A 25,366-nucleotide genomic window follows, 5' to 3' on the forward strand; every position below is an offset into this window, starting at 1 on the left:
CAAAAGTACATTACGTGTTTTTTAGTTTGTTTGAACGAAAGTTCATTTTGTTTTCGTTCTTAAGTTGATGGGCATGAGAGACAACCCCTTGTTATGTATTTATGCAAAATATACATCGGTTAACAAAAAACGAACATACATTCTCATTATTATATTGTCTATAAAAACGATGAGTTTGTCAATTATCTACATTCTTATTTCTTCTTAAATAATGCTGTCCAAAGAAAGGATTCTCCAAACATAGTATTTGGTTGTTCAATCTGTTCCATCTTTCTAATTTCAATCACTTCAAATCCTTTAAATATCTCTCTTAGTTTTTCTTCCGAATAAGCAAGACCTCCTTGTAAACTCCATCCTCTATATACGTCCCAATCTGTTATTTCTGATCCATTTCGCTCATCTAAATCACCTGCCGCGAAACACGTTAATCCGAAATAACCACCTGATTTCAATGTGTTTTTAATTAAATTCACATAATTTACTCTTCTATGTGGTGGAATATGATGCAAACAGCCCGAATCGTATACAAAATCAAATTCATTTTGAACCTCTAAATTGAAAATTGAATCACAAATAAATTCAATTTCTACTCCTTTTGCTAACGCCCTCTCTTTTGCCCAGTTAATGCCTTCTATAGATAAATCTACTGCTGTTACATCAAACCCTTCATTTGCTAGATAAATTGCGTTTCTACCCGGACCACATCCAAGTTCCAGTACTTTTCCTTTTGAAACCCGCTTTTTTTGTATATACGAAACTAGATTCTCATCTGGAACATTTTCAAAAAACGGAACATCTTTTTCTCTATTCGCATAAAATTCATTCCAAAATGGTTCTGCTGGTCTTAATAATGAATCCAGCATTTTAATAATATCTTCTTGCGTGTGCAACGTTTCATTTTTCATTTGCACCCCTCCAATTTTAATATTCAGAAAATTATTATATATCTTTTAGAACTTTAAGACAAAGAAAAACTCCTACATTCAATAGGAGTTTTTCTCTTTAAAATCCAAGTACAGCTAACCAGTTTAACAACTTCTCTTCTCGCGCTTTTAAATCATCGTTCCTAAGCTTACCTAACTGTATTTCACTAACAATTTCTCCGTCCGCCATAAAAAGAATTCTTTCTGTTTTTGCTGCTACTTTCACATCATGAGTGACTAACATAATGGTCGTTCCACCACGATTAATATTTAATAATATTTGCATTACTTCTTCTGTTGATTTTAAATTTAAAGCACCAGTCGGCTCATCTGCAAAAATAATATTTGGATTATTAATGAGCGCTCTACAAATAGAGACTCTTTGTAATTGCCCCCCAGATGCTTCGGTTATATAATGAGACGCTATATCACTTATCCCCATATTCTCCATTAGCTCTAGAGCACGTTTATTTACTATTTTTTTACTCTCACATTTCGCTAAATATGCTGACAAGATGATATTATCAAATAGGTTCAAGTTTCTAAGAAGGTTGCTCTGCTGAAAAATAAATCCTATTTCAGTAAGGCGCAACTTGGCTAACGCTTCTTCTTTCATACGAGATATTTCTTTACTACCAAATTTCACACTTCCTGACGACATTTGATCCATTCCACTAATATTATATAATAACGTCGATTTCCCAGAACCAGAAGGCCCCATGACCGATACAAATTCTCCCTCATAAACCTCTAAATCTATATTTTTTAGCACATAATAATTTGCATTTCCATCTATTGAATATGTTTTATTTAATTCCTTTACTTCTAAAATTTTTTTCAAGTGATACACCCCTACTCCCCATTTGGCTTTACATCGTTTGTTTGCTTCATAGTAAAACTACTGAAAAGCGTTGTTGCAGTCACACATATACATAATATAGCTGGACATATTACATAAGAAACGATAGGATTCACGACAAACTTTATATGAGCAGCTCCCATAAAAGACCCTAACCAACTTACTAACATTTCACCAAACGTAGCAGCTATACATGTCCCTATCACAATGCCTAATAATACAATGAAGATAGAACGTGTTATATACTGTATACGAATATCTTTACTAGAAAAACCGATATTTTTCATAATTAAAATTTGCGAAAAATCTTTTGCTAATATCAGTTTAAAAAACATCGCAGTAATTAAAACTGATATCAATATCGCAATCAAAATAGCCACTTGCGTCACGAGTCTTAATTGTTTAATTGTCTCTCCTAAAGTTTGCGTTACATAATCATTTGTATCTGTTATTTTTGCAGAACTAAAATTCTGTTTATACTCCTTCACTTTTTCTTGCAAATCCACTTTAGGCTTCATATCTACATTTACTACATACCATAATATATTTTCATTATTATTAGAAAAACTAGCTTTAGCTGTTTTCCCGCCATTTGTTACATCTTGATACATACCACTAATCGTTAGTGTTTTCTCTTTCCCATCAACAAATAAAACGATATGATCCCCTACATTCTTTTTTAATTCATTTGCGTTCATATAAGAAAGAGCAATTTCATTTTCATTTTTTGGTGCCCTACCTTGCATATAGTCTAATGGAAATGTAGTGAAGTCTCCCACTTCTACATTTAAGTTTTCATGTGTACCATCAGCGTTTACCATTTTAAATGTACTCGTAACAAATGTTGCATATTTTTCTACTTCTTTATCATTTTTTACATATGAAATAACACCCTTAAAACGTTTCTCTATATTTTCAGTTTGCTGTAAATCTATTCGAATATCACTTTTTCCTGTTCCCATATAATTTACAAAATCCGGTGACTGAATCGTATACAAAAAGTTAACAGGTACAACAATCATGAACACAGCTATTATTAATACGATACTTAACACACGATATAACTTGAATCTTTTTATAACATCTTGTATACCAATAAATATATTTACATTTGTAAATTTAGTTTGTTTGAGTGAAAAAGATTTTCTAATCTTTCTTTTTCCTAGTTTATCTCTTGATTGTAAAGCGTCTATTGCTGTAATTCCCCTAAAATTCCGCAAAATAATACGACAGAACAGGATAACGACTAAAAATAACAATGTTGTAATTATGAATGGCACAATATTGTGTAAAATGCTTTTATTTGCCGCCCCCATATAAAGGGTGATATTTGAAGTGAAGATTTTTGTAACAAATAGTGAGAGTATATATCCACATATACATCCACCAGCTGAAATCACAATATATTTTGTTATATATAATTTTTGAATATCTTTGTTATGAATCCCAATTGCTTTCATAACACCAATTTCTCGATAATCTTCTTCCATCGAAGTAATGATCGTAAATCTAATACATAACATTGCAATTAACATTAATAATCCACTTATTATGATAAGTACTGCAGCTATTATTCCATCTGTTAATGAATTGAGTGTTTTAAATAGTGAATACGTAATAGAGGGACCTTTTTGTGGTAAGTTCGATGACTTATATAGATTTTCAAATTCATTTATTTTATTTTCGTCTGTTAGCTGGAATTCAATAAGATATTCGCTTTCTCCAAAATTTCTTTTTATTCTTTCAAAATCCTTATTGCTTATTACAAATCGTTTTGAACTAACGTTTGATGGGTTCATTTGAACATCACGAACAAATGCTGAAATCGTAAATTCTAGTTCATTATTATCTTTAATAACCCATATTTTATCTCCCATCCGCAAATTATATTTTTGCATATAATAAATGGGTACACCTATTTCCCCTTTCCTAACATCGACCACTTCATTATTTAAATTTAATAAAAAATCAAACTTACTATTTTGTTTCACGAAACTAATGTCCATTACACTATTATGTTCTGCTTGATTTTTCTTTTTAATAAAAATGTTAGATCCATTTATTTGAACCATTTCAGCCGTTTGCTGTTTTTTTACAAACGGATTTTTTTCTACAAAGGAATCAATTGACTTTTGATTTACTTCTCCTGCATGCATTTGTACGAAGTGCGGTGCGTTTGATACTTTAACCAATTGATCCATTGAGTTCAATAGATTTATAACATTACTTGAAGCACTAGCCATTAAAAGACTTGATAACATGATAAACATAAATAAAATGGTAATTATCATTTTATTTTGAGAGAAATCTCTTTTTAACATTCTCCTAATCATATTAAGCTAGTTCCCTTCATTGGATAGTATTTTCTTCGTCACAACTGCTATTAATAACATTATGAAACTAATAACTAATATAGGTAAATAAATTTTCATACTGAATTCTTCAAACATAAAACCGTAAATGACTTGCCCAATCGGTGCCATACATTGGGATACCGCTGTTATAATTGCCATTACTTTTCCTAAGTTCTCATTTGGTGTTTTCTTTTGAACTACAGTAATCACATAGATGGATACAATTGTCATGATCATTGCAATTAAAATAGAAGAAAGTATAAAGAGGATAAATGGTTGATAGTGTCCTAAATTAAGAATAAATGGTGTGACCGATAGGGCCACCGGTATTACTAATAGAGCTATAATAAGCATCCAATAATATAATGTTTTCATCTGTAACTTTTTAGCAAAGAAACCGATTGACAATGCACCTAATATGGTGGCAAAATCAATTAACCCCATCCCAATTCCATACATCGTATCGCTAATCTGCATAGTTACTCGTAAAATAATAGGTCCTCCAACAATAAATAACGGTGTCAAAATTAAGTTTAGTAAAGTTGCAAGTAACATAGCCTTCAAAATAAATGGTTGTTTTAAAACATATATAAACCCTTCTTTCATATCCTTTACAATTGTCGGTATGATATGGCTTTCTTGCACTCCCTTTATAAAAGGTATTGTAATAAACATTTCTAAAATCGCAGATAAAAAGAAAGCAAGACAACTGATTATCACGAGCATTTTCAAACCAATTATGCCGTACAATATTCCTCCTAATACAGGAGCAACTATATTAGATAATGCTTGCACACCATTTACAATACCGTTCGCTTGTTCTAACTTTTTCTCTGGAACTAATTGCGGAATACTTGCCATTACAACTGGTGCGTACATTGCACTAATGATCGCCAGTAAAAACATAATTGTTCCAATCAATAGAATAGATACAAATCCAGTAAATAACAAAACTATAAAGCTTAATACAATCGCAGTATTTATAAAATCAAAAATAACCATTACATTTCGACGATTGAAACGATCTGCTATCGCTCCGCCAAGAGGAGCTAACAAAAACGGAATACTCGTTATCGCATATAATCCTGCGAATATATCAGCACGCCCTGTTAAATCTAGCACATATAATGACAGAGCAAAACGTAAAAGTGTCGAACCTAAAATAGTAATAATTTGCCCACTCACCATTAAATAAAAATCTTTCATCGAAGGTTTTATACTAATAGATATCATAATCACACCCTTCCTTTAATTTAGACCGACTGCCGGTCTATAATAAACAAACAGAAAAAATATTATTTCTGTTTCATTAAAACCTCCAGCATATAATTAAAGGATCCTTCTTTCGCTCCAACAGATACTTCCATCATTTTAATATAAGCTTTCACCCTCCTCATCATTTCTTCTGGCTTCCATTGGAATAACCCATCATCAAATATGACTTGCGCTGAAGATAGTAATAGTTCAATCGTTTCTTGTGGATATGAAGTCGAAAATATCCCTTCTTCAATTCCTTGTTCTAAAATTTCTGTTAATAAAGGAGATAAATGAATAATGGATTGTACTAAACTTTTTTGATGCATTTCTGCATTATTTGGTTGATGAAATTGCTCAATCATTTTATCTTTTATATCACCTGATTTTGGAGATTGCTCCATTAAAACTCGAAATAACTTTTCTAATACTGGTATATTTGGATTAGAGACGATTACTTTCGCTTTAGCAACATCTTCTTTAATAATCCTTATAATAATCTCATCCATTACTTCTTCTTTCGATTTAAAATAGTGATAAAACGTCCCCTTTGCTATCCCTATCTCTTTTAAAATGTCATTTACTGTTGTTTTTGTATAACCTTTCGTAAGAAATAATCGTTCAGCTGTTTCTAAAATTTCTTTTCTACGCTCCTCATATTCCTTTACTATTCGCATTCAAGTTCCCCTTCCCATCGGACCGACTGTCGGTCTATTTAAATTATATGCTTAGTTAGTAAAAAGTTTCCTATTATCGTATATATACAACTCCCTACTTTCTATTTCCTTTATAAATTTTTATTTTTTAACTTCCGTTTAATTTGTTTAAAATGTATCTCATGTTTCTTACCGTCACCTTTCATTTGAGGAAAAGAACGATGCCCCCGCTTGATCCTATTTTTCTTGATTCTTCATTCAAACGCACAATACTTTATAGTTTTTCAGCTCCTTTACCACAAATCTACGCATCTCCTTTTCATCGATGACTTCAAAAAATGACAATTGATTCATACGAAACGGTTTCCCTCTGTTCGATCTATTTACTTATGAATGGATTATTTTGTTAAGTTCCAATATGTAATTTTGCATATTTCATACTTTTAATTTTTGCACATGCGATAATTTATTTATAAAAATATAAATTATTAATAAGGGTGATTTATATGAGCAAGTTCCGAAATAAGATGATTAAATATTTGCAAACATTTTGGGGATGTTTAGCATTTGGTGTATTAATGTTTGCTATCTTCTTAATTATGAATTTAATAGATGCATCTTTAAACACATTAAGCTGGAGAGACTGGCTAGGTTCTGTAGCAGGCGCAGCCATTTTATCTGTTGGGATGTTTACTTTAAATAAATTGGATTTAAAATAAATATTCGGTCAATACTGAATGTAGGCTGTATGCCAACATTCATGTAAAGTAGTCTTCTCTGTATCTCCTTGTATTGAGCAGTTAGCTTTTGCTAGCTGCTCTTTTATTTCGTTCCAGTTCTTACCTCTTAAAGAACTCTTTAACTACGTTTTCCCAATAAATACACATATCTATTCCCCTTTACTATAAAATGAAATCTTTATTTTGTTATACGCTTCCATTCGTTCCATATGCATTCTCCCTTTCTCAACTATTAACCGGACAAGCATATATTATTGTATGGAGGAATCCACTCATAAAAATCTACCTTTCTTGTCAAAGAGCATGCTTATATGTATGTTCCTTTTTATTATGTTTCCTTTCATTTCTAAATAGCATTTTCAACTCTATTCATACTATTTTTTCAGCTTTAGGTTACAAACTATTTCTGTAAGCGTAGTATCTCCTTTGTACAATAGGCAATTAGTGTTACCCATAACAGTACACTTCTGCACTATTCACTATAAATTTTCATATATTGTATTGTGCTTGTCCAAAACGTGAGGTTGTTACTCACGCAATCTAAATGAAAGAAAGGAGTGAAAATATACGATCATCTAGTCGTAAGCTCACGAACTTTAATTGTAGAGCACAAGCCCCCAGTACACTACCAGCTCTCGGTTTTGCTTTTAATGCTACTTCACCTCAATTTGCCACACTATTCACGCCACTACTACTACCTAGTACGGGCCCAAATCCAAACATTACTGTCCCTGTAATCAATGATACAATTAGTACAGGAACTGGTATTAGAATTCAAGTAGCTGGTATTTATCAAATCAGTTATACATTAACAATCAGCCTCGATAATGTTCCAGTAGCCCCGGAAGCAGCGCGCTTTTTCTTAACACTAAACTCATCAACTAATATTATTGCAGGATCAGGAACCGCAGTCCGTTCTAATATCATTGGCACTGGTGAAGTAGATGTATCCAGCGGTGTCATTCTAATAAACTTAAACCCTGGTGATTTAATTCAAATTGTACCCGTTGAAGTAATTGGTACAGTAGATATTCGTTCTGCCGCTTTAACAGTTGCACAAATTCGTTAATAAAAACAATATGCTTGGCTAATTAACATTTAATATTCCTTATACACCCCAAAATATATGTTATAGATTTGACACACATTTATATCAAACAAGCATATTTTATTGTATGTTGACTATGTAGTCACACAAATCTAAAGCGTTCATAAGAGCACACTTATATGTGTGCTTTATTTTTCATGAAAATCAAGCTTTAATATAGCTATTTTGTTTTACTTTATACTCATCACTCTTTTGAACATTTACCTTTTTATTGTTATATTTGCTCATTCTTTTTCTACTTTGTTTTACTAATTAGTTGATTAATTTCGCAAACACCATTTATTAAACATTCCATGTTTCTTCACCCCCTGAATATTTTCTAAATAAAAATACATACTATTTTCAAGCCGCCGTGTCCACGGCTAATACTTCTTTCTTTTGTTACAGCAGAAGCAGATAGATTTTTCACTTATCTGCTTTCTCTGTATATTTTTTAGGGAATCGAAAATAATACGAACAAGCTGTTTGAACTAGCAGCTTCACTCTTCTCGCAATGGGGATGCAAATTATCACAATTAGCTAACTCATTGAGCTCACTGGCAGACAACCAAAATCGTTGTCTGCTTTTTGTATGAGATTTTTTGTTTTACATATACTACTTTTGAACCTGCAGACCAATACGAGCCATTTTGGTGCTTGGGATTTCCCTTCCGGGGATAAGTATTTTTTACTTATCCCTTTTTTTGTATAGACACTTATATTTAGGGTAAAACTAATCACAAGCAGATTTTCTGTTTATGCGTAGTTCTAAACAAGATTACTTTTTCTCCTATTAAAGGACAGCAGGTACGACTGCTAGTCCTTTTTCTTATTTCGCATACTATCCCTTCTATTAACTTCACACTACATTACCTTCATCGCCGTAGTAAGTAACTTCCCAATAAGGATGGCAGTTGTGCATCTCGAGTTCCCATCGAACAAAACTAACAAAGTTACAAATTTCTTTCACCAAATCGGCCAATTCTTTGTTTGCAAAAGATGTTTTTATATCGTTATACCAATTGATTTTTTCATAATTCGTATCATCATCAGAGGAGCTAGTACGAATTGCTTTCTCTCGATTTTTTTCGATTAAATATTGTCCATACGTAAGTTGCACTTGTTCTTGAATTACGACATGGTTGTAATACCCTTGTTCTACTGGTTTTGGACTATAAACTTTCCTTTGTAAGTTTTAAATACGGTGAATGAAATTTCCGTTTTTTTCTTGCTATCATCCTTGTTCTATACAAACAAAAAAAGAGCCACAATATTTTGCGACTCTTTACAATTATAATTATTTAACGGCCACGTCTTTGCTGACCTTGCTTTGTACTACCTTTTTTATTACTTGGCTTATTAAATGATCGGTTGTTTTCATTTCTTGAACTATTTCTTGAATCACTTCTTGAGCCATTTCTCGAACCACGTCTTGAATCACTTCTTGAATCACTTCTTGAACCTTCACGGCTATCTCTTTGACGATACTCGCCTGATTTCTTCGGAGCCGGCTTTGGTACCGGTTTTCCATTTTCATCTACACGTTTTATCTTCGGTTGTTCGATTATTTCTCTTTGTATTGGTGCACCAAGCGTTTTTTCAATTTCTTCTAAATGTTTTTCATCTTTCGCTGCAACGAACGTAATTGCAATACCTGATCCACCTGCACGTCCTGTCCGGCCAATGCGGTGAATATAACTTTCTACATCTTCAGGGATATCATAGTTAAATACGTGCGTTACACCATCTACATCAAGTCCACGAGCTGCTACATCCGTTGCGATTAAGTACTGAATTTTAGCTTCGCGGAAACTCTTCATAACTCTTTCACGTTTCGCTTGAGGTATATCACCATGAAGTTCAGCACAATTATAACCTAGTCCTTTTAAATTATCATAAAGCTTACTCGCTCTAACCTTTGTACGACAGAAAATAACTGCTAAAAATGGCTGATCACGGTCCATAACAAAACGAAGTGCATCTGGCTTTGCACGATCTGTCGTCTCAATGACACGTTGCTCTATTGTATTTACCGTTACTTCTTCACTTTGTACTTGAACCATTTGCGGTTCATCCATATAACGCTTCGCCAATTTTTTAATATCTTTTGGCATCGTTGCTGAGAATAACATCGTTTGTTTACTACCAGGTGTCTCATCTAAAATATCTTCAATATCATATAAGAAACCGAAATAAAGCATTTGATCCGCTTCATCTAATACAATCGTTGTAAGATTACTCAAATCAATTGTTTCACGTCGTATATGATCTAATAATCGTCCTGGTGTCGCAACAACAATATGTGTATTACCTTTTAACTTTCTCAATTGTTGTGCTACATCTTGACCGCCATAAATCGCTAATACATTAATATCTTCTCTTTGCACAAGCATTTTTTTAATTTCAGTTGTAATTTGCAGTGCTAGTTCCCTTGTTGGTGCAACAATTAAAGCCTGAACATCGCTACATTCTGGATCGATTTTTTCTAAAATTGGTAACACAAATGCTAACGTTTTACCCGTTCCTGTTTTCGCCTGCCCAATAATATCTTTACCTGACAGTATAACAGGAATTGCTTCCTCCTGAATCGGTGTTGCTTCTGTAATTCCATTTTCACGTAATGTATGATTAAACGTTTCACTAATTCCTAATTCTAAAAAGTTTTTCACATTGACCACTTCTTTTCCTTATTTTTCACATTAGCTTTCATTGTACCATTTGTTTCCCCAAATATGAAAAATAAAAAAATTCTTATCTTCTTTTTTTATATTCATCGTGTACTAGGTGGACAAATTCTTTTTGCTTTTTCTCACATTTTATTAATGCTTCCATGTTAGTAGAAGACAAAATGAACTTCTTAATTTTTCTATTACTCCAAATTAATTTTGTATACTTTGTATCTTCGTGTAGTTTTCGAAACCACTCAAATTCGCTTAATTTAGCAATATGATGTTTTAATTTCATGTCATTTTGAGGGAAAAATAAAATGATATCTGCTATTACATCAAATAATAAACTCATCTTCTCCCCTCCTGTACATATATATTTCAATGTTACGGAAATATAGTTATAGGGTGATAAAATTGACAACTACATTCATAAGGATCTTTTGCATATTTTACTTACTATATTTTCAATCCACCACAATTATAACGGCAAAATCTCAAACAGATGTAATCAGTGAATTCAAACATGCTTTGCTCAAAAATGATAAAGAATTAATGCAGTCATATGTAACAGAAGGAGTTAAACTACCTACTTTCCAAAAGGAAAAACCTATTCATGAAATTAAAACCGTACTATCTCCAAAAGAAGATACTACAATTCTTATTTCTTATTTCAAAGGCACTAATGATGAATTTACTATCGGTTTCATTTTGGAAATAGTAACAAAGAATAATAAAATATCTCGAATTAATCAAATTTATGATGGAACGAATCCATTTATGAAAGAAGCTACTACCGTAAAAGAATATGAAATGAAGTGTAAGAAACATATACTTACTCCTACAAAATTCACGTTCGAAATTCACGAATTTCAAGGATACATCTATAACGATTACTTAAACCTCCAATACTACAATGAAGATATTAATGGGATTTTTAAAATCACTGTTTCACCAGTTCAAAACAAATTAAATTTCTATGTACATAGGGGCGCTAAGTTCTATAGCTTAAAAAATAATATAAAAGCATTATACAATCCTCATTTCGATTCAGCATATGAGCTCCTTTTTCAGAAAAATGGTTTTCAATACACAATTGCAATTGGTAACAAACGCTATATACAAGGAAAATATAACATCAAGGATTTAATTCAAATTGCAGAATCTATGAATTAAAAAACGATCTTTTCTATATAAGAAAGATCGGTTTTTTATTATTTTATATATTGAATTCCCCTCCATGATAGCAATAATACTTTACAGCTTTAAGGTCTTTAATCCTCTTTAAAGACTCTTCCGCTTTTTCTATATCTAAACAAAAATTCGGATTAGCTATTACTAATTCACCATTATCTTGAACGGCTGCATCTCCTGTAATTACACTGTGTAAGTCCGGAAAATATAATGAAATATGTCCCGAAGTATGTCCTGGGGTCGCTACTATTTGACATTCACCATTCAAAATTATTTGTCCATCATGTACTTTTTCATCGACGAAAATATGTCTTATATTTTTTAACTGTTGTATAAACCATTTACCAAATTCTTTTTCTTCATTTGGCATACGTTCTAACATTTCTTCTGCTTGAACTAATCTCTCTGATTTTATATCACCATTAATGTAGTTAGATTCAATTTCACTAGCAATAATATTAACTTGAGGATATTTCACTTTAAAATCATATAAAGATCCTATATGATCGTCATCATAATGAGTAATAATTATATTTTTTAAGTTTTTCATCTTGTATCCATGTTTTAAAATTGCCTCTTCAATTAAAGGTAAAAAATTCATATACCCTGTATCTACTAAAGTTAATTCATCGTTTACTATTATTAAACTTGGATAAATACATTGTTTTTGCTCGTTAAATTCGAATTCAATTGGTAGTTCTATTATCTTCATTTTTCTTCCCCCATACCACTTAATAAATGTTTAATAAAAACTAAATCATTTACATACATTTCGTTCAAATTTACGTTTAATGTGTACTTTCTATATAGCAAAGAAAAAAGCATCCGTTATGAATGCTTTCCTTATCTTACCTGTTCAACTACATAAATCAACTTTGGCCTATCCGAAACCTGATATGTATAGTCTTCATTTTTATGCATATATGTTTCTATCCTATTTATCACTTTAAACATTCTGTCTGAATTCGCACTGAACCGAGATACTGAATCACATAAAACTATTGACCCTTTCTTGTAAAAATTTACAATTTCATAAATATCTCGTTCTAAACAAACTTCTCCTACTTGCAAATCCTCTTTCGCTTCATAGTTATAAATTCCCATTCTCATTCCCCAAAAAAATTGTATTTTTTCTTACAACATCCCCTCGTTACATAAATAATACCACGATAAAATTCTAAAACTCAAACTCATCGGCTTCATCTGAGAAAATAAAAAAACATCACCGAAGTGACTACTTTCAAGAAGATGGGAGAAAAGAGAGGAAAAAATAATTCAAAACAAAGTAACACCTGAAATGCTAGATGAAGCAGCTAATCGATTAATAACAGAATCACATTAGAAGCCTATGAATCACCAGCGAGGAAAGGGGCTATTCAAGAATTACTAAATTTCTCATCAATAGATTATTTAGAAGTAATTCAACATTGTACGAATGCAGAGATTAATGTGAAAAATTAACTTTAATACGCATTACCACAAAACGTTATCTACGTAGTACCTTTACTTGGAACGAACATATACACTGTGAGTCGTTACATAACCAACATTCTATTATTTTGAACAGGTAATTCCCTATTTTTATTGAAATATACATTAAGAAAAACTATAAAATTGATTAGTCTCTCACTTCTTTGTCTATCCTTTTAAAAAATCTATTTTTTTGTAAAAGGAGTGTTTATATGGAGAAACAGAAACTTTGGAAAAAATTCAAGAAAAGCTCAGCAGATCTCGGTAAATCTAGCGTATATGAAAGTATTATTTTATATTACACAATGAGAAAAAAAGGGTTACCTACTAAAGCGAAATTCATCATATTAGCCGCTCTATCCTATTACGTATTAACAATCGACTTTATTCCAGATATAGCTGCTATTATTGGGATTGGCTTATTAGATGATGTTTTGGCGATCGCTGTAGCTCATAAATACGTGATGCGCCATGCAGACGCCGAAATTCGAGAAAAGAGCAAAGTAAAAATGGAGTCATTATTTACTCCCGCACAAACATAATGAAAAAGGAGCTAATATAATGTTACTTAGCTCCTCTTTTATTACACAATGTTTAAATGTACTATTTCATTTCACTTCATTCGCCACAAAAAATTGTTCACAAACACTCGATATGCGCTGTAAGTCTACGTTCCCACCAGATATAACCGCTACTACTTTTTTCCCCTTAATATATGTATCCACTTTCCCTGCAAGTAGAGCAGCAGTAGCTAATGCGCCTGCACCTTCTACAACAGCTTTCCCGCGTTGTAATAAGTCTTTCATCGCTAATTCCAGCTCTTTTTCTGATACTGTTACAATATCATCTACTAATTCTTTTACAACTTCAAAAGTTAAATTGCCTGGTATTTTTACCGCGCAACCATCTGCTATCGTAGGTGCCTCATAATGTTCTATAATTGTACCTTTGTCATAAGATGCCTTCATCCCATGAACATTTTCTGCTTGGACACCAATTATATGAATCGACGGATTAAAAGATTTTAATGCAACAGCAATTCCAGAAATAATTCCTCCTCCACCAATTGGTACAATGACCGTATCAACATCCCACATATCATCAAGAATATCTAATCCTATTGTACCTTGACCAGCCATTACTTCTACATCGTCATATGGATGTAAGTATGTTTCACCTGTTTCTCTAATAATCTCCTCACATTTTGCCTTCGCATCATCAAAGGTTTCACCATGTAAAACCACTTTAGATCCATATCCTTTCGTTGCATCAACTTTCGCTTGAGGGGCAGAAATCGGCATTACAATTTTACTTTTAATACCGAGTAAATGAGCAGATAAAGCAATTCCTTGCGCATGATTACCAGCAGAACAAGCAATTACTCCTCTCTCTTTTTCTTGATCTGTCAGCTGTGACATTTTATTAAACGCACCACGGAATTTAAAAGAACCTGTTAATTGCATATTTTCTAATTTCAAGTGAATTTCTCCACCTGTTTTACTAGTCAAATAAAATGATTTTACTAATGGAGTTTTACGAGCATTTCTGTCCAAAATAGTTTGAGCTTTTTTAATATCGTCTATATGCAATGGTAGTTTTTTAGTTATCATACTAACACCTCTTCCAATGTTCTATTCCTAAGTTTTCGTAAGTCGCAACTCCTTTATACGAAATGAAAAAGTCTTTATATATGTACCCCACTCTGTAATACATACATCTGCAAACAATTCAACATCCTCTTCATATCACGTTCTTTATAATGATTTAAGCATGCAATTTGGATCCAATTATTCTTTCGTAAATACGCTGATTCATAATGAACAATATATCCTTGTAACGCTAACGCATCACCGACCGCTTTAGAAGAAAGACCTCCATTTAATTGAATCGTAAGTATAATTGGCGCGGCATATTCTTTAGGTGAAACAAGTTTTAACCCTATACTAGTAATAGCTTCTTCCATATAATCATATGTCTCTTTAATTTTTACAAATGCTTTTTCATCTTCAAATCTCTTCAACGCTTCTTGCAAAGCATTAATTAAATTCCATGAATGGGAATATGGAATACTTTCATTTTCTTCGTACATACCAATATCCATATAGGCTGGTAATGTCTCGTTTACTTTCACATTATGATTATGAAAAACGAAAGATAATCCAGTCAACGATTTAATTGCCTTTCCGCTCACGCCACTCGCAAAATATACATCCTTTAAATCTATCGGTATCGCTCCAATTGAGCTAATACAATCTACACATAGTTTCACTTTATACTTTTCACATAAAACATTTAGCTCGTCTAAATCATTTAACATTCCAGTTGATGTTTCGTGGTGAACAAACCAAAGCCATTCATAATGTCCAGCTCCCATTATTTTTTCCAATTCTGTATAAATAAACGGTTCTCCCATTTCTTTTTTATACGTATCAAAATGTAACTCTGCACGTGTTGCATGCCCGACTAATCTATTACCAAATTCCCCATTTGTTAATACGAGCCCCTTTCCTTTTAAAGAACGTAACTGTAAAGCAATGGCATCATTCGCTAATGTCCCTGTTCCTAACATGATTTGCACACGTTTTGCTTTTGTCATTTGAAGTAATCGTTTCTTTACATTATCCATCGTCACTTGAAATGACTTAGAACGGTGTGAAATAGGCTTAGTAGAAAATGCCTTTCGAACATTCTCTTCAATATCTACTGGTCCGGGTAAAAACGTATACTCTTTCGTCATAATTCCCCCAACACTCGACGCTTCAAACATAGCAGGGGTAACATACATAGGCTGGAATGCTGCTGCTTCTGTACCAACTAACGAATGGAAAGATTTGAATCCCATTTGCTCATATAAAGGTAGTTCACGTGTTGTTGCAGAAATGAGTGCCAATTCATATCCATTTAGAAGTAAATAACGATGTAAAAAGCGAATTAAACCTAATAACGCTCTTCCATTTCGATATTCACTTTCTACTGAAAGTAAACGAATTTCATATACGTTTTCTCCATGTTCTTGCAAATAAAAATCTAGATTTGAAATTTTATAATCTAACGAGAATGGTCGTTTTCCTCGCAACGCAACCATACCTACTAACTTATCGTCATCTAAACAAATTAAATATGTATTTTCTTCATGAAAACAATCTATACGAACACGATCTTTCGTTTCTTCATGTTGCGGAATTTCTTCTACAAATGTTTTATAATTCAATTTATGTATACTTTCAAATTCCCAAACTTGATCAGCAACTTTATAAATTAACCCCATGCCCTATCTCCTTTATCTATTTAATAAAAAATGATAAGTGGAGATTAACCCCACTTATTAAATGTTTATTTCATTCGCGATTTACATATAAAATAAGTACAATGATGAGTGCACTTAAAATAGTCGTAACAATTGAGTAAGAATACAAAATCATGCAAAGTGGTAAACAAGCAATTGTAATTAGTCCTGGCTTCGTAAATCCTTTAAAGATTAAATAAAATATAATGAAAACTGCAACGAGGGTAAGCGCTATCAAATAATCAAATGCGATTAGTCCTCCGATAAATGTTGAAATACCTTTACCGCCCTTACCTTTAAATAAAACTGGATAAATATGTCCAATTATTACAGCCAATAATGTTAGCATTACAAATGTAGAATCTTCAAAAAGGTATTTTGCAATAGAAACTACGATTGCCCCTTTGATCGCATCGCCTAAAAATGTAGCGACGAAATACCCTTTTCCATACACACGGCCCATGTTTCTTGCACCAGGATTACCACTTCCTTCATCCCGAATATCAACGTTATGTCTCCATTTCGTTACTATATAAGCAGTCAATATGTTTCCAAATAAATAAGAAGCCACCAAATACAAAAATTGCATACTATTAATCATATAATCATTCACTTTCTACGTAGGAGTACTTATACAATATTCAAGAACAATGTATATTGTACGTTTCTATCCGCATCCCTTTATACATTTTAACATCATATATTTACAAATCATACAAAAATTCTCATACAGCTATTTTTTAAAATATATATTTTTCATTAAATAATATGTTCCTTTCACTGCTGATTGTGATTGTGATATAAATGTAACTTTTCCTATGCTTTTCTCACAGCATTTCTTAAATTCATCATATATTTCAGGAACGAAACGCAATATGCTGCCACTTACTGCAATGGAAGCTGATAAATCAAACTGCATCTTGTTATAAACATCTATTGTAATCCTTGCTAATTCCTTTCCAGCTTGCATCATAATTTCATGTGCAGCATCATTCCCATTTCTAGCTTCCCGAATAACTAATGGTGTGATTGCTGCAACTTTATCTTTTGCAGATCTATAAACTAGACTTTTTATATGAGACGATGTCAAAAGTTGAAACTCATCTTGAATTCTTAAGCTTAATGGACAAAGTCTAACTCCTTGATCCAATTGATTTACCATTCTCTTTAAAGCTTGTAATGCAATCCAATATCCGCTTCCTTCATCTCCTAAAATATGTCCCCATCCACCGCTATACTCATGTACTTCTCCTTTTCTCCCTAGACAAATCGCACCTGTGCCACCAATCGTTAAAATTCCATCCTTTCCTTCTAAAGCGGCTGCATGTGCTATCATTGCGTCATTAAAAACTTCAATTTGTATTCCATACTTCTTTTTTAGACGTAATGTTAATTCATTTATATTTGCTCCGCTTATACCTGCTAATCCTAAACAAATACACACACAATGCTCTTTCACTACACTTATCTGGCAATGATCAATCGCTTCCATAATATGCACAAGAGCTTCTTCAAAATCTATTAATATGTTTCCAAATCCACTAGTAGCTCTTACAAGTTCATTTCCGTCTTTATCAAATGCAATTGCTTCTGTCTTCGTTCCCCCGCCATCTATTCCAATCATATACTTCATATACGTTCTCCTCATTTTCTTCATATTGAAGGGTACGTTACATTCCCTAAAACTACAGATTTCTTTGCACCTGTTGCACTCGGCACATTACTCGGATTACGATGATACGTTTCGTTTGCTAAAATGGCAAAGGCGATTGCTTCTTTCGCCTCTGAAGAATAGCCTATATCTTCTTGAATGAATATTGTACATTTTTCATCCTTCAATCCATACCGTATCATTTCAACAAGTGTGTTATTATAACTGCCGCCACCGCCTAAAATTACCTCATCAATTTCATAATACGGCAGAATAAACTCCTTATAATGATGAACAATTGAACTTGCTGTAAACATCGTGACAGTCGTTAATATATTTTCTTTACTATACTTTTCATACCGCTTCAAAAACTGACTTACAAACTCTTCACCAAACTGTTCTCTACCTGTTGATTTCGGTGGATTCATTTTCAAAAATTGATGACTCATACAATATGTCAAAATTTCATCTACAACTCTACCCTGTTTTGCAATCTCACCATTTTGATCATATGGCAACTGAAATAACCTTTGACATACTTCATCAATTATCATATTACCCGGACCAGTATCAAAAGCTATAACGTTCTGATCACTTTTTTGACTTGGTATTACGGTAACATTACCAATCCCGCCGATATTTTGTAGTAGTCTATTTTTAGTTGGATGACGATATAAAATAATCTCTGAATATGGTACAAGTGGTGCACCTTGTCCTCCTGCTGCCATGTCCATCGTTCGGAAATTTGAGATAACCGTCGTGTTCGTGTCATATGCTATTACTGCAGGCTCCCCAATTTGTAATGTGGAAGCTATCATATTCCCTTCTGGCTTTGGCTGATGGTAAATCGTTTGTCCGTGAGAACCTATCAAATCTAATTGTTCCAAAGAAAAATTGGCCTCTTTACAAACTTCTTTTACAGCGTTGGCGAAACATAAACCTAACTTAAAATTTAAACTACATATGAGTTGAACATTTGAATTTTCTATTGATAATGCTTGTTGTATTTCACTTTTTATATCATTACGAAATGGAACTGTAGTAAAATGGATAAGTTCGACCTTAGACTCTACACCACTCCCTTCTATACGAACGAGCGCTACATCTATTCCATCTAATGAAGTACCGGACATTACCCCTGCAATATACATAACATGCATGACCTCCTATTTATTAAAAAACAATCATGTAAGTTACAAATGTACAACCGATCGAAAACAATATAAATCTAAAAAACAACTGAGCTTTCGATGCAAACGATCCATCAATGAAAGAAACAACTACAGTAAGCAAAATACTTGCCGCAATGCTTGTAACGAGCCATATACTATGCATTTGTGATAGATGTAGCATCCTTAATATAGGCACAAAAAGTAAATTCGCACATATCACTCCAAATAATAATAAAAATACACCTTTATAACTAAATTTTATATTCATTCCATTTCATCCTCTCTGGACTTCATGTGAAAGAAGTGATAGGCAAAATACCTATCACTCATAAATTAAAGCATAAAGATTATGGATTAACAGATTCGCCTTCACCATTCTTCTCAATTTCAAGCATATTTTTGTCGTACATTTTAAAGAATGGTAAATATATAAGGAACGATATTGCTATATTTATAAAAACTAATACTATTGCACGCCAATCTCCGCCTGTAGCTAAATACGCACCAATTGGAGCTGGTAATGTCCACGGTGGCATAATATGTGTTGGTGTTACAAATCCCATCGCAGTTGCTGAATATGCAACAGTTGCCGTTACAAGTGGTGTAATGATAAATGGGATAATTAAAATTGGATTTAGTACAATCGGTAATCCGAATATGACTGGCTCATTTATATTAAAAATACCCGGAACAATACAAGTTCTTGATAATGCTTTCGAATATTTTGATCGACCAAATACAATCATAGCTAATACAAGCCCTAATGTCGCACCAGAACCGCCAATCCATATAAACCATTGATATAACGGCTCTGGTGAAATAAATGGCAACTGATCTGCTCCACTAGCAACTGCTTCACCATTTTTCCCTAAGTATACTTCCCATAATGGCCGAGCAACAGTTCCAACAACCGACACACCATGGATTCCGAATGACCAAAAAAACGTAATTAAAAACACTGGAATCATTACACCGAAGTAACTATCCCCAGCTTTTACTAATGGTGCTGCTAGTTTATCAACAACATGGTGTAAATCAATGCTAAAAACGACAGTTACTAGACTCATAATAATAATAACGAATGCAGCAGGTATAAGTGCTTCAAACGAACGCGACACAGATGGCGGTACTTGTTCTGGCATTTTAATCATTACATTTTTCTTCTTACAAAACCTTAAAATCTCTACGGATAAAATAGAAACAATCATCGTCACGAATAATCCATGACCTCCAAGATTTGTCATCGGAAGCATAAATCCTTTTTTATCAATTAATTCAGGAGTTAATGTTAATAGTAGTGAACATACTGCTAGCTGAGCTCCCGATAAAGCATCTAATTTATAACTTTTCGCCAAATTATATCCTATTCCAAATGCTATATATAAAGACATAATAAACATCGTTAGGCGATATGGTATTAATATACTTGTTTGATTTTTTAATGCCCAAACGGATATGAAACTATCTTTCGGTAAAGGTGGAAATGCTACGATTAAAAAGAAACTTCCTACGATGATAAATGGTAATGCTGAAATCACTCCATCACGGATTGCTTGTAAATGTCTCTGTTCAGAAAGTCTTGCCATCGGTCCAGATAAGTTTTTATCGAGAAACGTGACAAACTTATTCATAACGGTTCCCCCTAACGAATTAAATCATTTACAGTCTTTAATAAAGTCGGTCCGCCAAGAGGTGTATATGCTTGCGGCGGTATAATACCGCACGGGATAGATTCCTCTTCTGCGAATTTTTTAACAGAATCAAATCGATGTCTAACTTGAGGTGCAACCATTACAACGTCCCAGCCATTCTTTACTTCTTCCTCTACCTCATTTGTTCCAATCGCATGCACTTCCATGTTCATACCCTTTTTCTCCGCCTCCTTTTTTAAAGCGTTTACAACAATTGCGCTGGACATTCCTCCAGAACAAACGAACAAAACCTTCATTTATGAATCCTCCTATACTTATAATTTATTCCCCTTCAAATGAAAGGAAGTTTCACTTTACTAACAAGCATATGAAGTAGTAAATGAATTTAGTTATAATGAAAGTAAATTTCAGTAAAAATATTTTTCCTATTAAATTAATGTTTCAATATTTATTTTTCTCAATTGTAAGATCAACCTCATCTCGGATATCATAATAGTTAACCACATAATAGGGAGGCGTATAAATGATTGTTAAACGTTTATTAATGATATGTTGTATCGTCATCTTTTTTATTCCTTTCACTTTCATTTCCCCTCACTCTACTTATGCTGAAGCTAATACTACGTATAAAAAACATGAATTACGTGCTGTATGGATCGCATCTGTTCTTAATATTGATTGGCCCTCAAAAACCGGCTTACCCATCGAAAATCAAAAACAAGAGTTTATTAGATTATTAGACGATGTTAAAAACACCGGTATGAATGCAGTCGTTGTACAAATCAAACCAACCGCTGATGCCTTTTATCCTTCAAATTACGGTCCTTGGTCTGAATACATTACGGGCACACAAGGAAAAGATCCTGGTTATGACCCACTCGCATTTATGGTCGATGAAGCACATAAAAGAAATATAGAATTCCACGCATGGATTAACCCATACCGAATAACGATGAATCACACTGATATAAATCGATTATCAAATAATCACCCTGCAAAACAACACCCCGATTGGATTGTACCTTATGGCGGGAAGTTATATTACAATCCCGGTATTCCGGAAGTGAAAAAATTTATAACTGAAGGTGCTTTAGAAATCGTGCAAAATTATGACATTGATGCGCTGCATATGGATGATTATTTTTATCCATATAAAGTAGCAGGTGAACAATTCCCCGATCAAAAAACGTACGAAACGTATAATAACGGTAGATTTACAAATATAGAGGATTGGCGACGTAACAATGTAAATGAACTTGTAAAAGATTTAAATACTGCTATAAAACAAGAAAAATCATACGTAAAGTTTGGCATAAGTCCGTTCGGCGTATGGCGAAATATAGCTGACGATCCAACTGGCTCTAACACAACTGCAGGTCAAAGGAACTATGATGACCTTTACGCTGATACACGTGAGTGGATACAAAAAGGTTACATTGACTACATCACACCGCAAATATATTGGAATATAGGTTTCACTCCTGCTGCGTATGACATATTAGTAGATTGGTGGGTAAAAGAAACAAATAATAAACCGATCCACCTATACATCGGTCAGGCGGCCTATAAAATTAATAATAATTCTGTCCCAGCTTGGTCTGATCCAGAAGAATACCCAAGACAAATTGAATTAAATCGGTTATATCCTGAAATAAAAGGTAGTATGCATTTTAGCTTGAAAGATATTAATAACAATCCACTAGGAATTAAAGATAGACTCTCAAAAGACATATATAAATATCCTGCATTAATCCCCTCTATGCCTTGGCTTGATCATGATCCACCAAAACAACCGACTTTAAAAGGTGCTATTCCAAGAGATGAAGGTATTGCTGTAGGTATCATTGATAATAGAGAGAATGATTCTGCTTATTACGCTATTTACCGCGTGAATGGAAAAAGTGAAGTGAATATAGAAAATCCGAAAAATTTACTTACTACTGTAAGAAAGACAAAGCCTGGAGAAATTTATTTAGATAAAACCGTTATTTCTGGAGAAACATATACGTATGTAGTAACTGCAGTTGATCGATTGCATAATGAAAGTGTTGCTTCTAGTCATACTACCGTTAAAGCAAAATAACAACTAATAAAAAAAACGCCTTAAAGCTAAGTATTATAGCTTTAAGGCGTCTTTTTTATTTATTCTTAAACTTCTCAGTCGCTGCTCTCATCTTCACATTCAAATCGTGATCAATCGAGTCACGAATATCCCGCTCTACTACTTCCATTTCTTTTTGGAAATTTTGTAAGTAGATTTTCAATTCTTCTTCTTTTTCGGGACGTTGTGATGGTGGTAGTTGCACCACTAAAGATAACATCGCTATTAAATCTTTCATTAAGAACGTTTCAAGTTTATGTTGTTGTTCAAACATACGTTGCTCTTGATAGTATGGCAGTGCATTTAATACTGAAATTGAAATATCATCAACTGTTTTTTGTAATGAAGGATTTATTGAACGTTTATACGCTTGAATTGTATTTAATGCATCTGGATATCGATCATAAAAATACAATTTATAAAACGATAAATCTGTCGGTTTTACTGTTTGCTGCGTTTCTTGTCTTAAAAAATCTTTTACTTTCATCGCTGCTACATCAATATCTTCATTAGTAAGCTTTTTCGTCGTTTTTGCCATTACATGTACTTTTTTCTGTTTTTCTTTCGGTAACATTGAGAATACTTGCTCTCTCGTACGTTGACCCGATGCACAGAAAAGCGTGTTTAATATATGTTGTTCTTTCTTTCCTTCCGTACGAATCCAACGATAAAAGAGTGGATGTTGTGTAAATTCTTGTAGAAACGGTAATGATTTATTCGATAACTTATCTAAAGAATCGTGTGCTCTTTTATATGGCTTCGTCCACGAAAAATACAGTTTACGTCCGAAATATACAACTAAAACAACGACAGTAAATGCGATTAAAAACAATGTACCGAGTAGTAATAATACAGTTTGAATAAAACTCATTTTTTCACCTCCTCTAAAAGTCTGCTATTTTCTTGGGCGCTGAATGAGTTTTTGTTTCATTTCATCATTAAATGTGTCTAGTTCAATAACAAACTTCTTACTTGACTCGATAATACGTTCTGACGATTTTTCAGAAGCTTCAATTGCAGCAAATACATTTTGTAATGATTCGCGTAATTTATCCATGCTAATTGCAGGATTTTCAAGAAGTTTTGTTGTTTCTTCTGTATTTTGTTTTAATGCCTGAGAATTACTTAATACCATAGACTCAATTGCTTCATTTGTTGCATTCACTGCATCAATTGTTTTACGCTGATTTGTTAATGCTAACTGGATAGCAGCAGAAACTGTTACAACGTTTTGCGTCATCGTAATTGCATTACGAATTGCCTCTGTTAACTTTTCATTATTTTTCTTAATAATGTCTACTGATGCGATAGATTGTAATAACACACTTTTCGCTTGTTGCATATTGCGCGTACGTACGAGTATCTTTTCTAATGCATCATTAATTAATGGAATATCCCTTTGACGTTCTGGATTTTGTTTCTCAGCTTCCAGCATGCCAGCAAGTTTTTTCCCTAAGTATACTTGCTTATCAAGCGCGTGAATTTTATCGTGTGATTGTTCCTTAAGCATCTCTAGGCCAACAGTATCTTCTTGTAAGTTGTCACGGCCAATTAGAAGCGATCTTATAATCTCCTCAATTTGCTTATCTATAGATTGGTATTTATGCACGTATGTTTCAAGTGGATTTTTCTTGAATACTTTAAACATAATTTTCTTCATGCCACTTGCTTTTAATGAGTTCGGATCAAGCTCTGATACTACTTTACGTAATTCTAACAATGTATTCGGGATTTCTTCATTTTTCCCGTTCATCATCGCTGTGACAGGACGTTTTAATGCTGATAACGTTTGTCCTGCTGCTTGTTGTTCTTTATCCCCTAAATCTCCTAGCTGAGACAATACTTTCGATAAATCTGTATTTTGCTCGCTATTTAATTTTTGTACATAAAGATCGGCTTCTTTATTTAATTCATCAAGTTCTTCATCTTTTATAACTGTATCAACTACTACTTCTACATTATTATCTTTCACAATTGATACGGGTTCTTTTTTCTCGAGTTCAGTCAACAAAATCGCTCCTTTATTTATATGTGCGAATTTATGTGCACTATATTTCATCTAATATATTGTATTTCATTTGCAAACAGCCTATATGAAATCAATTTTCAAGAAATACCTGCTTATGCAGTCATTCCCTGTTTCTTACTATAAGTATACCTGTAAACAACATAATTTTCCTCAGACTTAAGACCTAGAGACCGACATGCTGAAGGCGGATTCTTCGTATGTTACGTATATAAATTACGACCTTCCCATCCTACTGTACTCAATCTTTTGACATACACCCTTTTTCAATGTGA

The 25,366-nt window shown here is 33.1% G+C and carries 25 protein-coding genes and 1 pseudogene; 6 read left to right on the plus strand and 20 right to left on the minus strand.

Going from position 1 to position 25,366, the window contains the following annotated elements; all coding sequences use genetic code 11:
- Window positions 1-194: 194 nt before the first annotated feature.
- The 5 genes from PDQ33_RS18555 to PDQ33_RS18575 form a co-directional block, all read right to left on the minus strand.
- Complete coding sequence (locus tag PDQ33_RS18555; protein ID WP_061130518.1) at window positions 195-905, minus strand: class I SAM-dependent methyltransferase; 711 nt, start codon at window positions 903-905, stop codon at window positions 195-197.
- A gap of 97 nt (window positions 906-1,002) precedes the next feature.
- The gene (locus PDQ33_RS18560) at window positions 1,003-1,764 is read right to left on the minus strand and encodes an ABC transporter ATP-binding protein (protein ID WP_142242814.1); all 762 of its coding nucleotides are present in this window, start codon (window positions 1,762-1,764) and stop codon (window positions 1,003-1,005) included.
- Window positions 1,765-1,775: 11 nt separating this feature from the next.
- The gene (locus PDQ33_RS18565; RefSeq protein WP_076874694.1) at window positions 1,776-4,115 is read right to left on the minus strand and encodes an ABC transporter permease; all 2,340 of its coding nucleotides are present in this window, start codon (window positions 4,113-4,115) and stop codon (window positions 1,776-1,778) included.
- A 6-nt stretch (window positions 4,116-4,121) separates the two neighbouring features.
- Window positions 4,122-5,369: an MFS transporter gene (locus PDQ33_RS18570; RefSeq protein ID WP_270756427.1), complete on the minus strand. Its 1,248-nt coding sequence runs from the start codon at window positions 5,367-5,369 to the stop codon at window positions 4,122-4,124.
- Between the two features lie 62 nt (window positions 5,370-5,431).
- A complete protein-coding gene (locus PDQ33_RS18575) occupies window positions 5,432-6,067 on the minus strand; it encodes a TetR/AcrR family transcriptional regulator (protein WP_270756426.1) in 636 nt (211 codons plus the stop codon).
- A gap of 485 nt (window positions 6,068-6,552) precedes the next feature.
- Between PDQ33_RS18575 and PDQ33_RS18580 the strand changes: the two genes are divergently transcribed.
- Together PDQ33_RS18580 and exsF are read left to right on the plus strand one after the other, a co-directional pair.
- The gene (locus PDQ33_RS18580; protein ID WP_000033169.1) at window positions 6,553-6,765 is read left to right on the plus strand and encodes a hypothetical protein; all 213 of its coding nucleotides are present in this window, start codon (window positions 6,553-6,555) and stop codon (window positions 6,763-6,765) included.
- A 586-nt stretch (window positions 6,766-7,351) separates the two neighbouring features.
- Window positions 7,352-7,855 carry an exosporium protein ExsF gene (gene exsF, locus PDQ33_RS18585; protein ID WP_001257912.1) on the plus strand — a complete coding sequence of 168 codons (504 nt, stop codon included), beginning with the start codon at window positions 7,352-7,354 and terminating at the stop codon, window positions 7,853-7,855.
- A gap of 877 nt (window positions 7,856-8,732) precedes the next feature.
- On the opposite strand, the gene PDQ33_RS18590 is transcribed toward exsF, so the two are convergent.
- The 3 genes from PDQ33_RS18590 to PDQ33_RS18600 form a co-directional block, all read right to left on the minus strand.
- The gene (locus tag PDQ33_RS18590) at window positions 8,733-8,993 is read right to left on the minus strand and encodes a hypothetical protein (protein WP_001177682.1); all 261 of its coding nucleotides are present in this window, start codon (window positions 8,991-8,993) and stop codon (window positions 8,733-8,735) included.
- A 181-nt stretch (window positions 8,994-9,174) separates the two neighbouring features.
- Window positions 9,175-10,551, minus strand: a complete 1,377-nt coding sequence (locus PDQ33_RS18595) for a DEAD/DEAH box helicase (protein ID WP_270756424.1) — start codon at window positions 10,549-10,551, stop codon at window positions 9,175-9,177.
- Window positions 10,552-10,624: 73 nt separating this feature from the next.
- Window positions 10,625-10,894 (minus strand): hypothetical protein, encoded by a 270-nt coding sequence (locus PDQ33_RS18600; RefSeq protein WP_000054526.1) that lies wholly within the window; start codon window positions 10,892-10,894, stop codon window positions 10,625-10,627.
- A 29-nt stretch (window positions 10,895-10,923) separates the two neighbouring features.
- Here PDQ33_RS18600 and PDQ33_RS18605 point away from each other — a divergent pair, with 29 nt between their 5' ends.
- Window positions 10,924-11,715: a hypothetical protein gene (locus PDQ33_RS18605; protein ID WP_270394293.1), complete on the plus strand. Its 792-nt coding sequence runs from the start codon at window positions 10,924-10,926 to the stop codon at window positions 11,713-11,715.
- A 43-nt stretch (window positions 11,716-11,758) separates the two neighbouring features.
- Here PDQ33_RS18605 and PDQ33_RS18610 read toward each other — a convergent pair whose 3' ends face one another.
- The gene (locus tag PDQ33_RS18610; RefSeq protein WP_000691135.1) at window positions 11,759-12,445 is read right to left on the minus strand and encodes an MBL fold metallo-hydrolase; all 687 of its coding nucleotides are present in this window, start codon (window positions 12,443-12,445) and stop codon (window positions 11,759-11,761) included.
- Window positions 12,446-12,576: 131 nt separating this feature from the next.
- Entirely contained in the window at window positions 12,577-12,837 is a 261-nt protein-coding gene (locus PDQ33_RS18615) for a hypothetical protein (protein WP_000513520.1), read from the minus strand.
- Window positions 12,838-13,053: 216 nt separating this feature from the next.
- Here PDQ33_RS18615 and PDQ33_RS29080 point away from each other — a divergent pair.
- A pseudogene (locus PDQ33_RS29080) lies at window positions 13,054-13,191 on the plus strand (SMI1/KNR4 family protein); the annotation flags it as partial.
- Between the two features lie 224 nt (window positions 13,192-13,415).
- Complete coding sequence (locus PDQ33_RS18620; protein WP_000414828.1) at window positions 13,416-13,745, plus strand: YkvA family protein; 330 nt, start codon at window positions 13,416-13,418, stop codon at window positions 13,743-13,745.
- Window positions 13,746-13,811: 66 nt separating this feature from the next.
- Here PDQ33_RS18620 and tdcB read toward each other — a convergent pair whose 3' ends face one another.
- From tdcB to PDQ33_RS18660, 8 genes are all read right to left on the minus strand, one after another.
- Entirely contained in the window at window positions 13,812-14,813 is a 1,002-nt protein-coding gene (gene tdcB, locus PDQ33_RS18625; protein WP_000628911.1) for a bifunctional threonine ammonia-lyase/L-serine ammonia-lyase TdcB, read from the minus strand.
- A 74-nt stretch (window positions 14,814-14,887) separates the two neighbouring features.
- Window positions 14,888-16,471 carry an aminotransferase class V-fold PLP-dependent enzyme gene (locus PDQ33_RS18630; protein WP_000523064.1) on the minus strand — a complete coding sequence of 528 codons (1,584 nt, stop codon included), beginning with the start codon at window positions 16,469-16,471 and terminating at the stop codon, window positions 14,888-14,890.
- 70 nt (window positions 16,472-16,541) lie between these two features.
- Window positions 16,542-17,090 (minus strand): glycerol-3-phosphate 1-O-acyltransferase PlsY, encoded by a 549-nt coding sequence (plsY, locus tag PDQ33_RS18635; RefSeq protein WP_000610858.1) that lies wholly within the window; start codon window positions 17,088-17,090, stop codon window positions 16,542-16,544.
- Between the two features lie 132 nt (window positions 17,091-17,222).
- The gene (locus PDQ33_RS18640) at window positions 17,223-18,122 is read right to left on the minus strand and encodes a BadF/BadG/BcrA/BcrD ATPase family protein (protein WP_000876569.1); all 900 of its coding nucleotides are present in this window, start codon (window positions 18,120-18,122) and stop codon (window positions 17,223-17,225) included.
- Window positions 18,123-18,142: 20 nt separating this feature from the next.
- A complete protein-coding gene (gene anmK, locus PDQ33_RS18645; RefSeq protein WP_061130419.1) occupies window positions 18,143-19,291 on the minus strand; it encodes an anhydro-N-acetylmuramic acid kinase AnmK in 1,149 nt (382 codons plus the stop codon).
- A gap of 22 nt (window positions 19,292-19,313) precedes the next feature.
- Window positions 19,314-19,580 (minus strand): hypothetical protein, encoded by a 267-nt coding sequence (locus PDQ33_RS18650; RefSeq protein ID WP_001021954.1) that lies wholly within the window; start codon window positions 19,578-19,580, stop codon window positions 19,314-19,316.
- A gap of 79 nt (window positions 19,581-19,659) precedes the next feature.
- A complete protein-coding gene (locus PDQ33_RS18655) occupies window positions 19,660-20,943 on the minus strand; it encodes a PTS sugar transporter subunit IIC (protein ID WP_001032281.1) in 1,284 nt (427 codons plus the stop codon).
- A gap of 11 nt (window positions 20,944-20,954) precedes the next feature.
- Window positions 20,955-21,260 (minus strand): PTS sugar transporter subunit IIB, encoded by a 306-nt coding sequence (locus tag PDQ33_RS18660; protein ID WP_000865887.1) that lies wholly within the window; start codon window positions 21,258-21,260, stop codon window positions 20,955-20,957.
- A gap of 227 nt (window positions 21,261-21,487) precedes the next feature.
- Here PDQ33_RS18660 and PDQ33_RS18665 point away from each other — a divergent pair, with 227 nt between their 5' ends.
- A complete protein-coding gene (locus tag PDQ33_RS18665) occupies window positions 21,488-23,047 on the plus strand; it encodes a glycoside hydrolase family 10 protein (protein WP_000635990.1) in 1,560 nt (519 codons plus the stop codon).
- Window positions 23,048-23,102: 55 nt separating this feature from the next.
- Here the strand turns inward: PDQ33_RS18665 and PDQ33_RS18670 are convergent, their stop codons facing one another.
- A complete protein-coding gene (locus PDQ33_RS18670; RefSeq protein WP_270394290.1) occupies window positions 23,103-23,936 on the minus strand; it encodes a DUF3974 domain-containing protein in 834 nt (277 codons plus the stop codon).
- 24 nt (window positions 23,937-23,960) lie between these two features.
- Window positions 23,961-25,073: a toxic anion resistance protein gene (locus PDQ33_RS18675; protein ID WP_061130420.1), complete on the minus strand. Its 1,113-nt coding sequence runs from the start codon at window positions 25,071-25,073 to the stop codon at window positions 23,961-23,963.
- Window positions 25,074-25,366 lie beyond the last annotated feature (293 nt).

The sequence above is a fragment of the Bacillus cereus group sp. Bc031 genome (genome assembly GCF_027716265.1).
Lineage (GTDB): Bacteria > Bacillota > Bacilli > Bacillales > Bacillaceae_G > Bacillus_A > Bacillus_A paranthracis.

Bases quoted from the DNA above. Each gene is read 5' to 3' on its own strand.
- PDQ33_RS18605 (WP_270394293.1), top strand. From the start codon at position 10,924: ATGTTACGGAAATATAGTTATAGGGTGATAAAATTGACAACTACATTC.
- PDQ33_RS18570 (WP_270756427.1), bottom strand. From the start codon at position 5,369: ATGATATCTATTAGTATAAAACCTTCGATGAAAGATTTTTATTTAATG.
- tdcB (WP_000628911.1), bottom strand. From the start codon at position 14,813: ATGATAACTAAAAAACTACCATTGCATATAGACGATATTAAAAAAGCT.
- PDQ33_RS18670 (WP_270394290.1), bottom strand. From the start codon at position 23,936: ATGAGTTTTATTCAAACTGTATTATTACTACTCGGTACATTGTTTTTA.
- PDQ33_RS18565 (WP_076874694.1), bottom strand. From the start codon at position 4,115: ATGATTAGGAGAATGTTAAAAAGAGATTTCTCTCAAAATAAAATGATA.
- PDQ33_RS18660 (WP_000865887.1), bottom strand. From the start codon at position 21,260: ATGAAGGTTTTGTTCGTTTGTTCTGGAGGAATGTCCAGCGCAATTGTT.
- PDQ33_RS18580 (WP_000033169.1), top strand. From the start codon at position 6,553: ATGAGCAAGTTCCGAAATAAGATGATTAAATATTTGCAAACATTTTGG.
- PDQ33_RS18600 (WP_000054526.1), bottom strand. From the start codon at position 10,894: ATGAGTTTATTATTTGATGTAATAGCAGATATCATTTTATTTTTCCCT.
- PDQ33_RS18620 (WP_000414828.1), top strand. From the start codon at position 13,416: ATGGAGAAACAGAAACTTTGGAAAAAATTCAAGAAAAGCTCAGCAGAT.
- PDQ33_RS18615 (WP_000513520.1), bottom strand. From the start codon at position 12,837: ATGGGAATTTATAACTATGAAGCGAAAGAGGATTTGCAAGTAGGAGAA.
- PDQ33_RS18555 (WP_061130518.1), bottom strand. From the start codon at position 905: ATGAAAAATGAAACGTTGCACACGCAAGAAGATATTATTAAAATGCTG.
- PDQ33_RS18665 (WP_000635990.1), top strand. From the start codon at position 21,488: ATGATTGTTAAACGTTTATTAATGATATGTTGTATCGTCATCTTTTTT.
- PDQ33_RS18655 (WP_001032281.1), bottom strand. From the start codon at position 20,943: ATGAATAAGTTTGTCACGTTTCTCGATAAAAACTTATCTGGACCGATG.
- anmK (WP_061130419.1), bottom strand. From the start codon at position 19,291: ATGTATATTGCAGGGGTAATGTCCGGTACTTCATTAGATGGAATAGAT.
- PDQ33_RS18630 (WP_000523064.1), bottom strand. From the start codon at position 16,471: ATGGGGTTAATTTATAAAGTTGCTGATCAAGTTTGGGAATTTGAAAGT.
- PDQ33_RS18640 (WP_000876569.1), bottom strand. From the start codon at position 18,122: ATGAAGTATATGATTGGAATAGATGGCGGGGGAACGAAGACAGAAGCA.
- plsY (WP_000610858.1), bottom strand. From the start codon at position 17,090: ATGATTAATAGTATGCAATTTTTGTATTTGGTGGCTTCTTATTTATTT.
- PDQ33_RS18650 (WP_001021954.1), bottom strand. From the start codon at position 19,580: ATGAATATAAAATTTAGTTATAAAGGTGTATTTTTATTATTATTTGGA.
- PDQ33_RS18575 (WP_270756426.1), bottom strand. From the start codon at position 6,067: ATGCGAATAGTAAAGGAATATGAGGAGCGTAGAAAAGAAATTTTAGAA.
- PDQ33_RS18610 (WP_000691135.1), bottom strand. From the start codon at position 12,445: ATGAAGATAATAGAACTACCAATTGAATTCGAATTTAACGAGCAAAAA.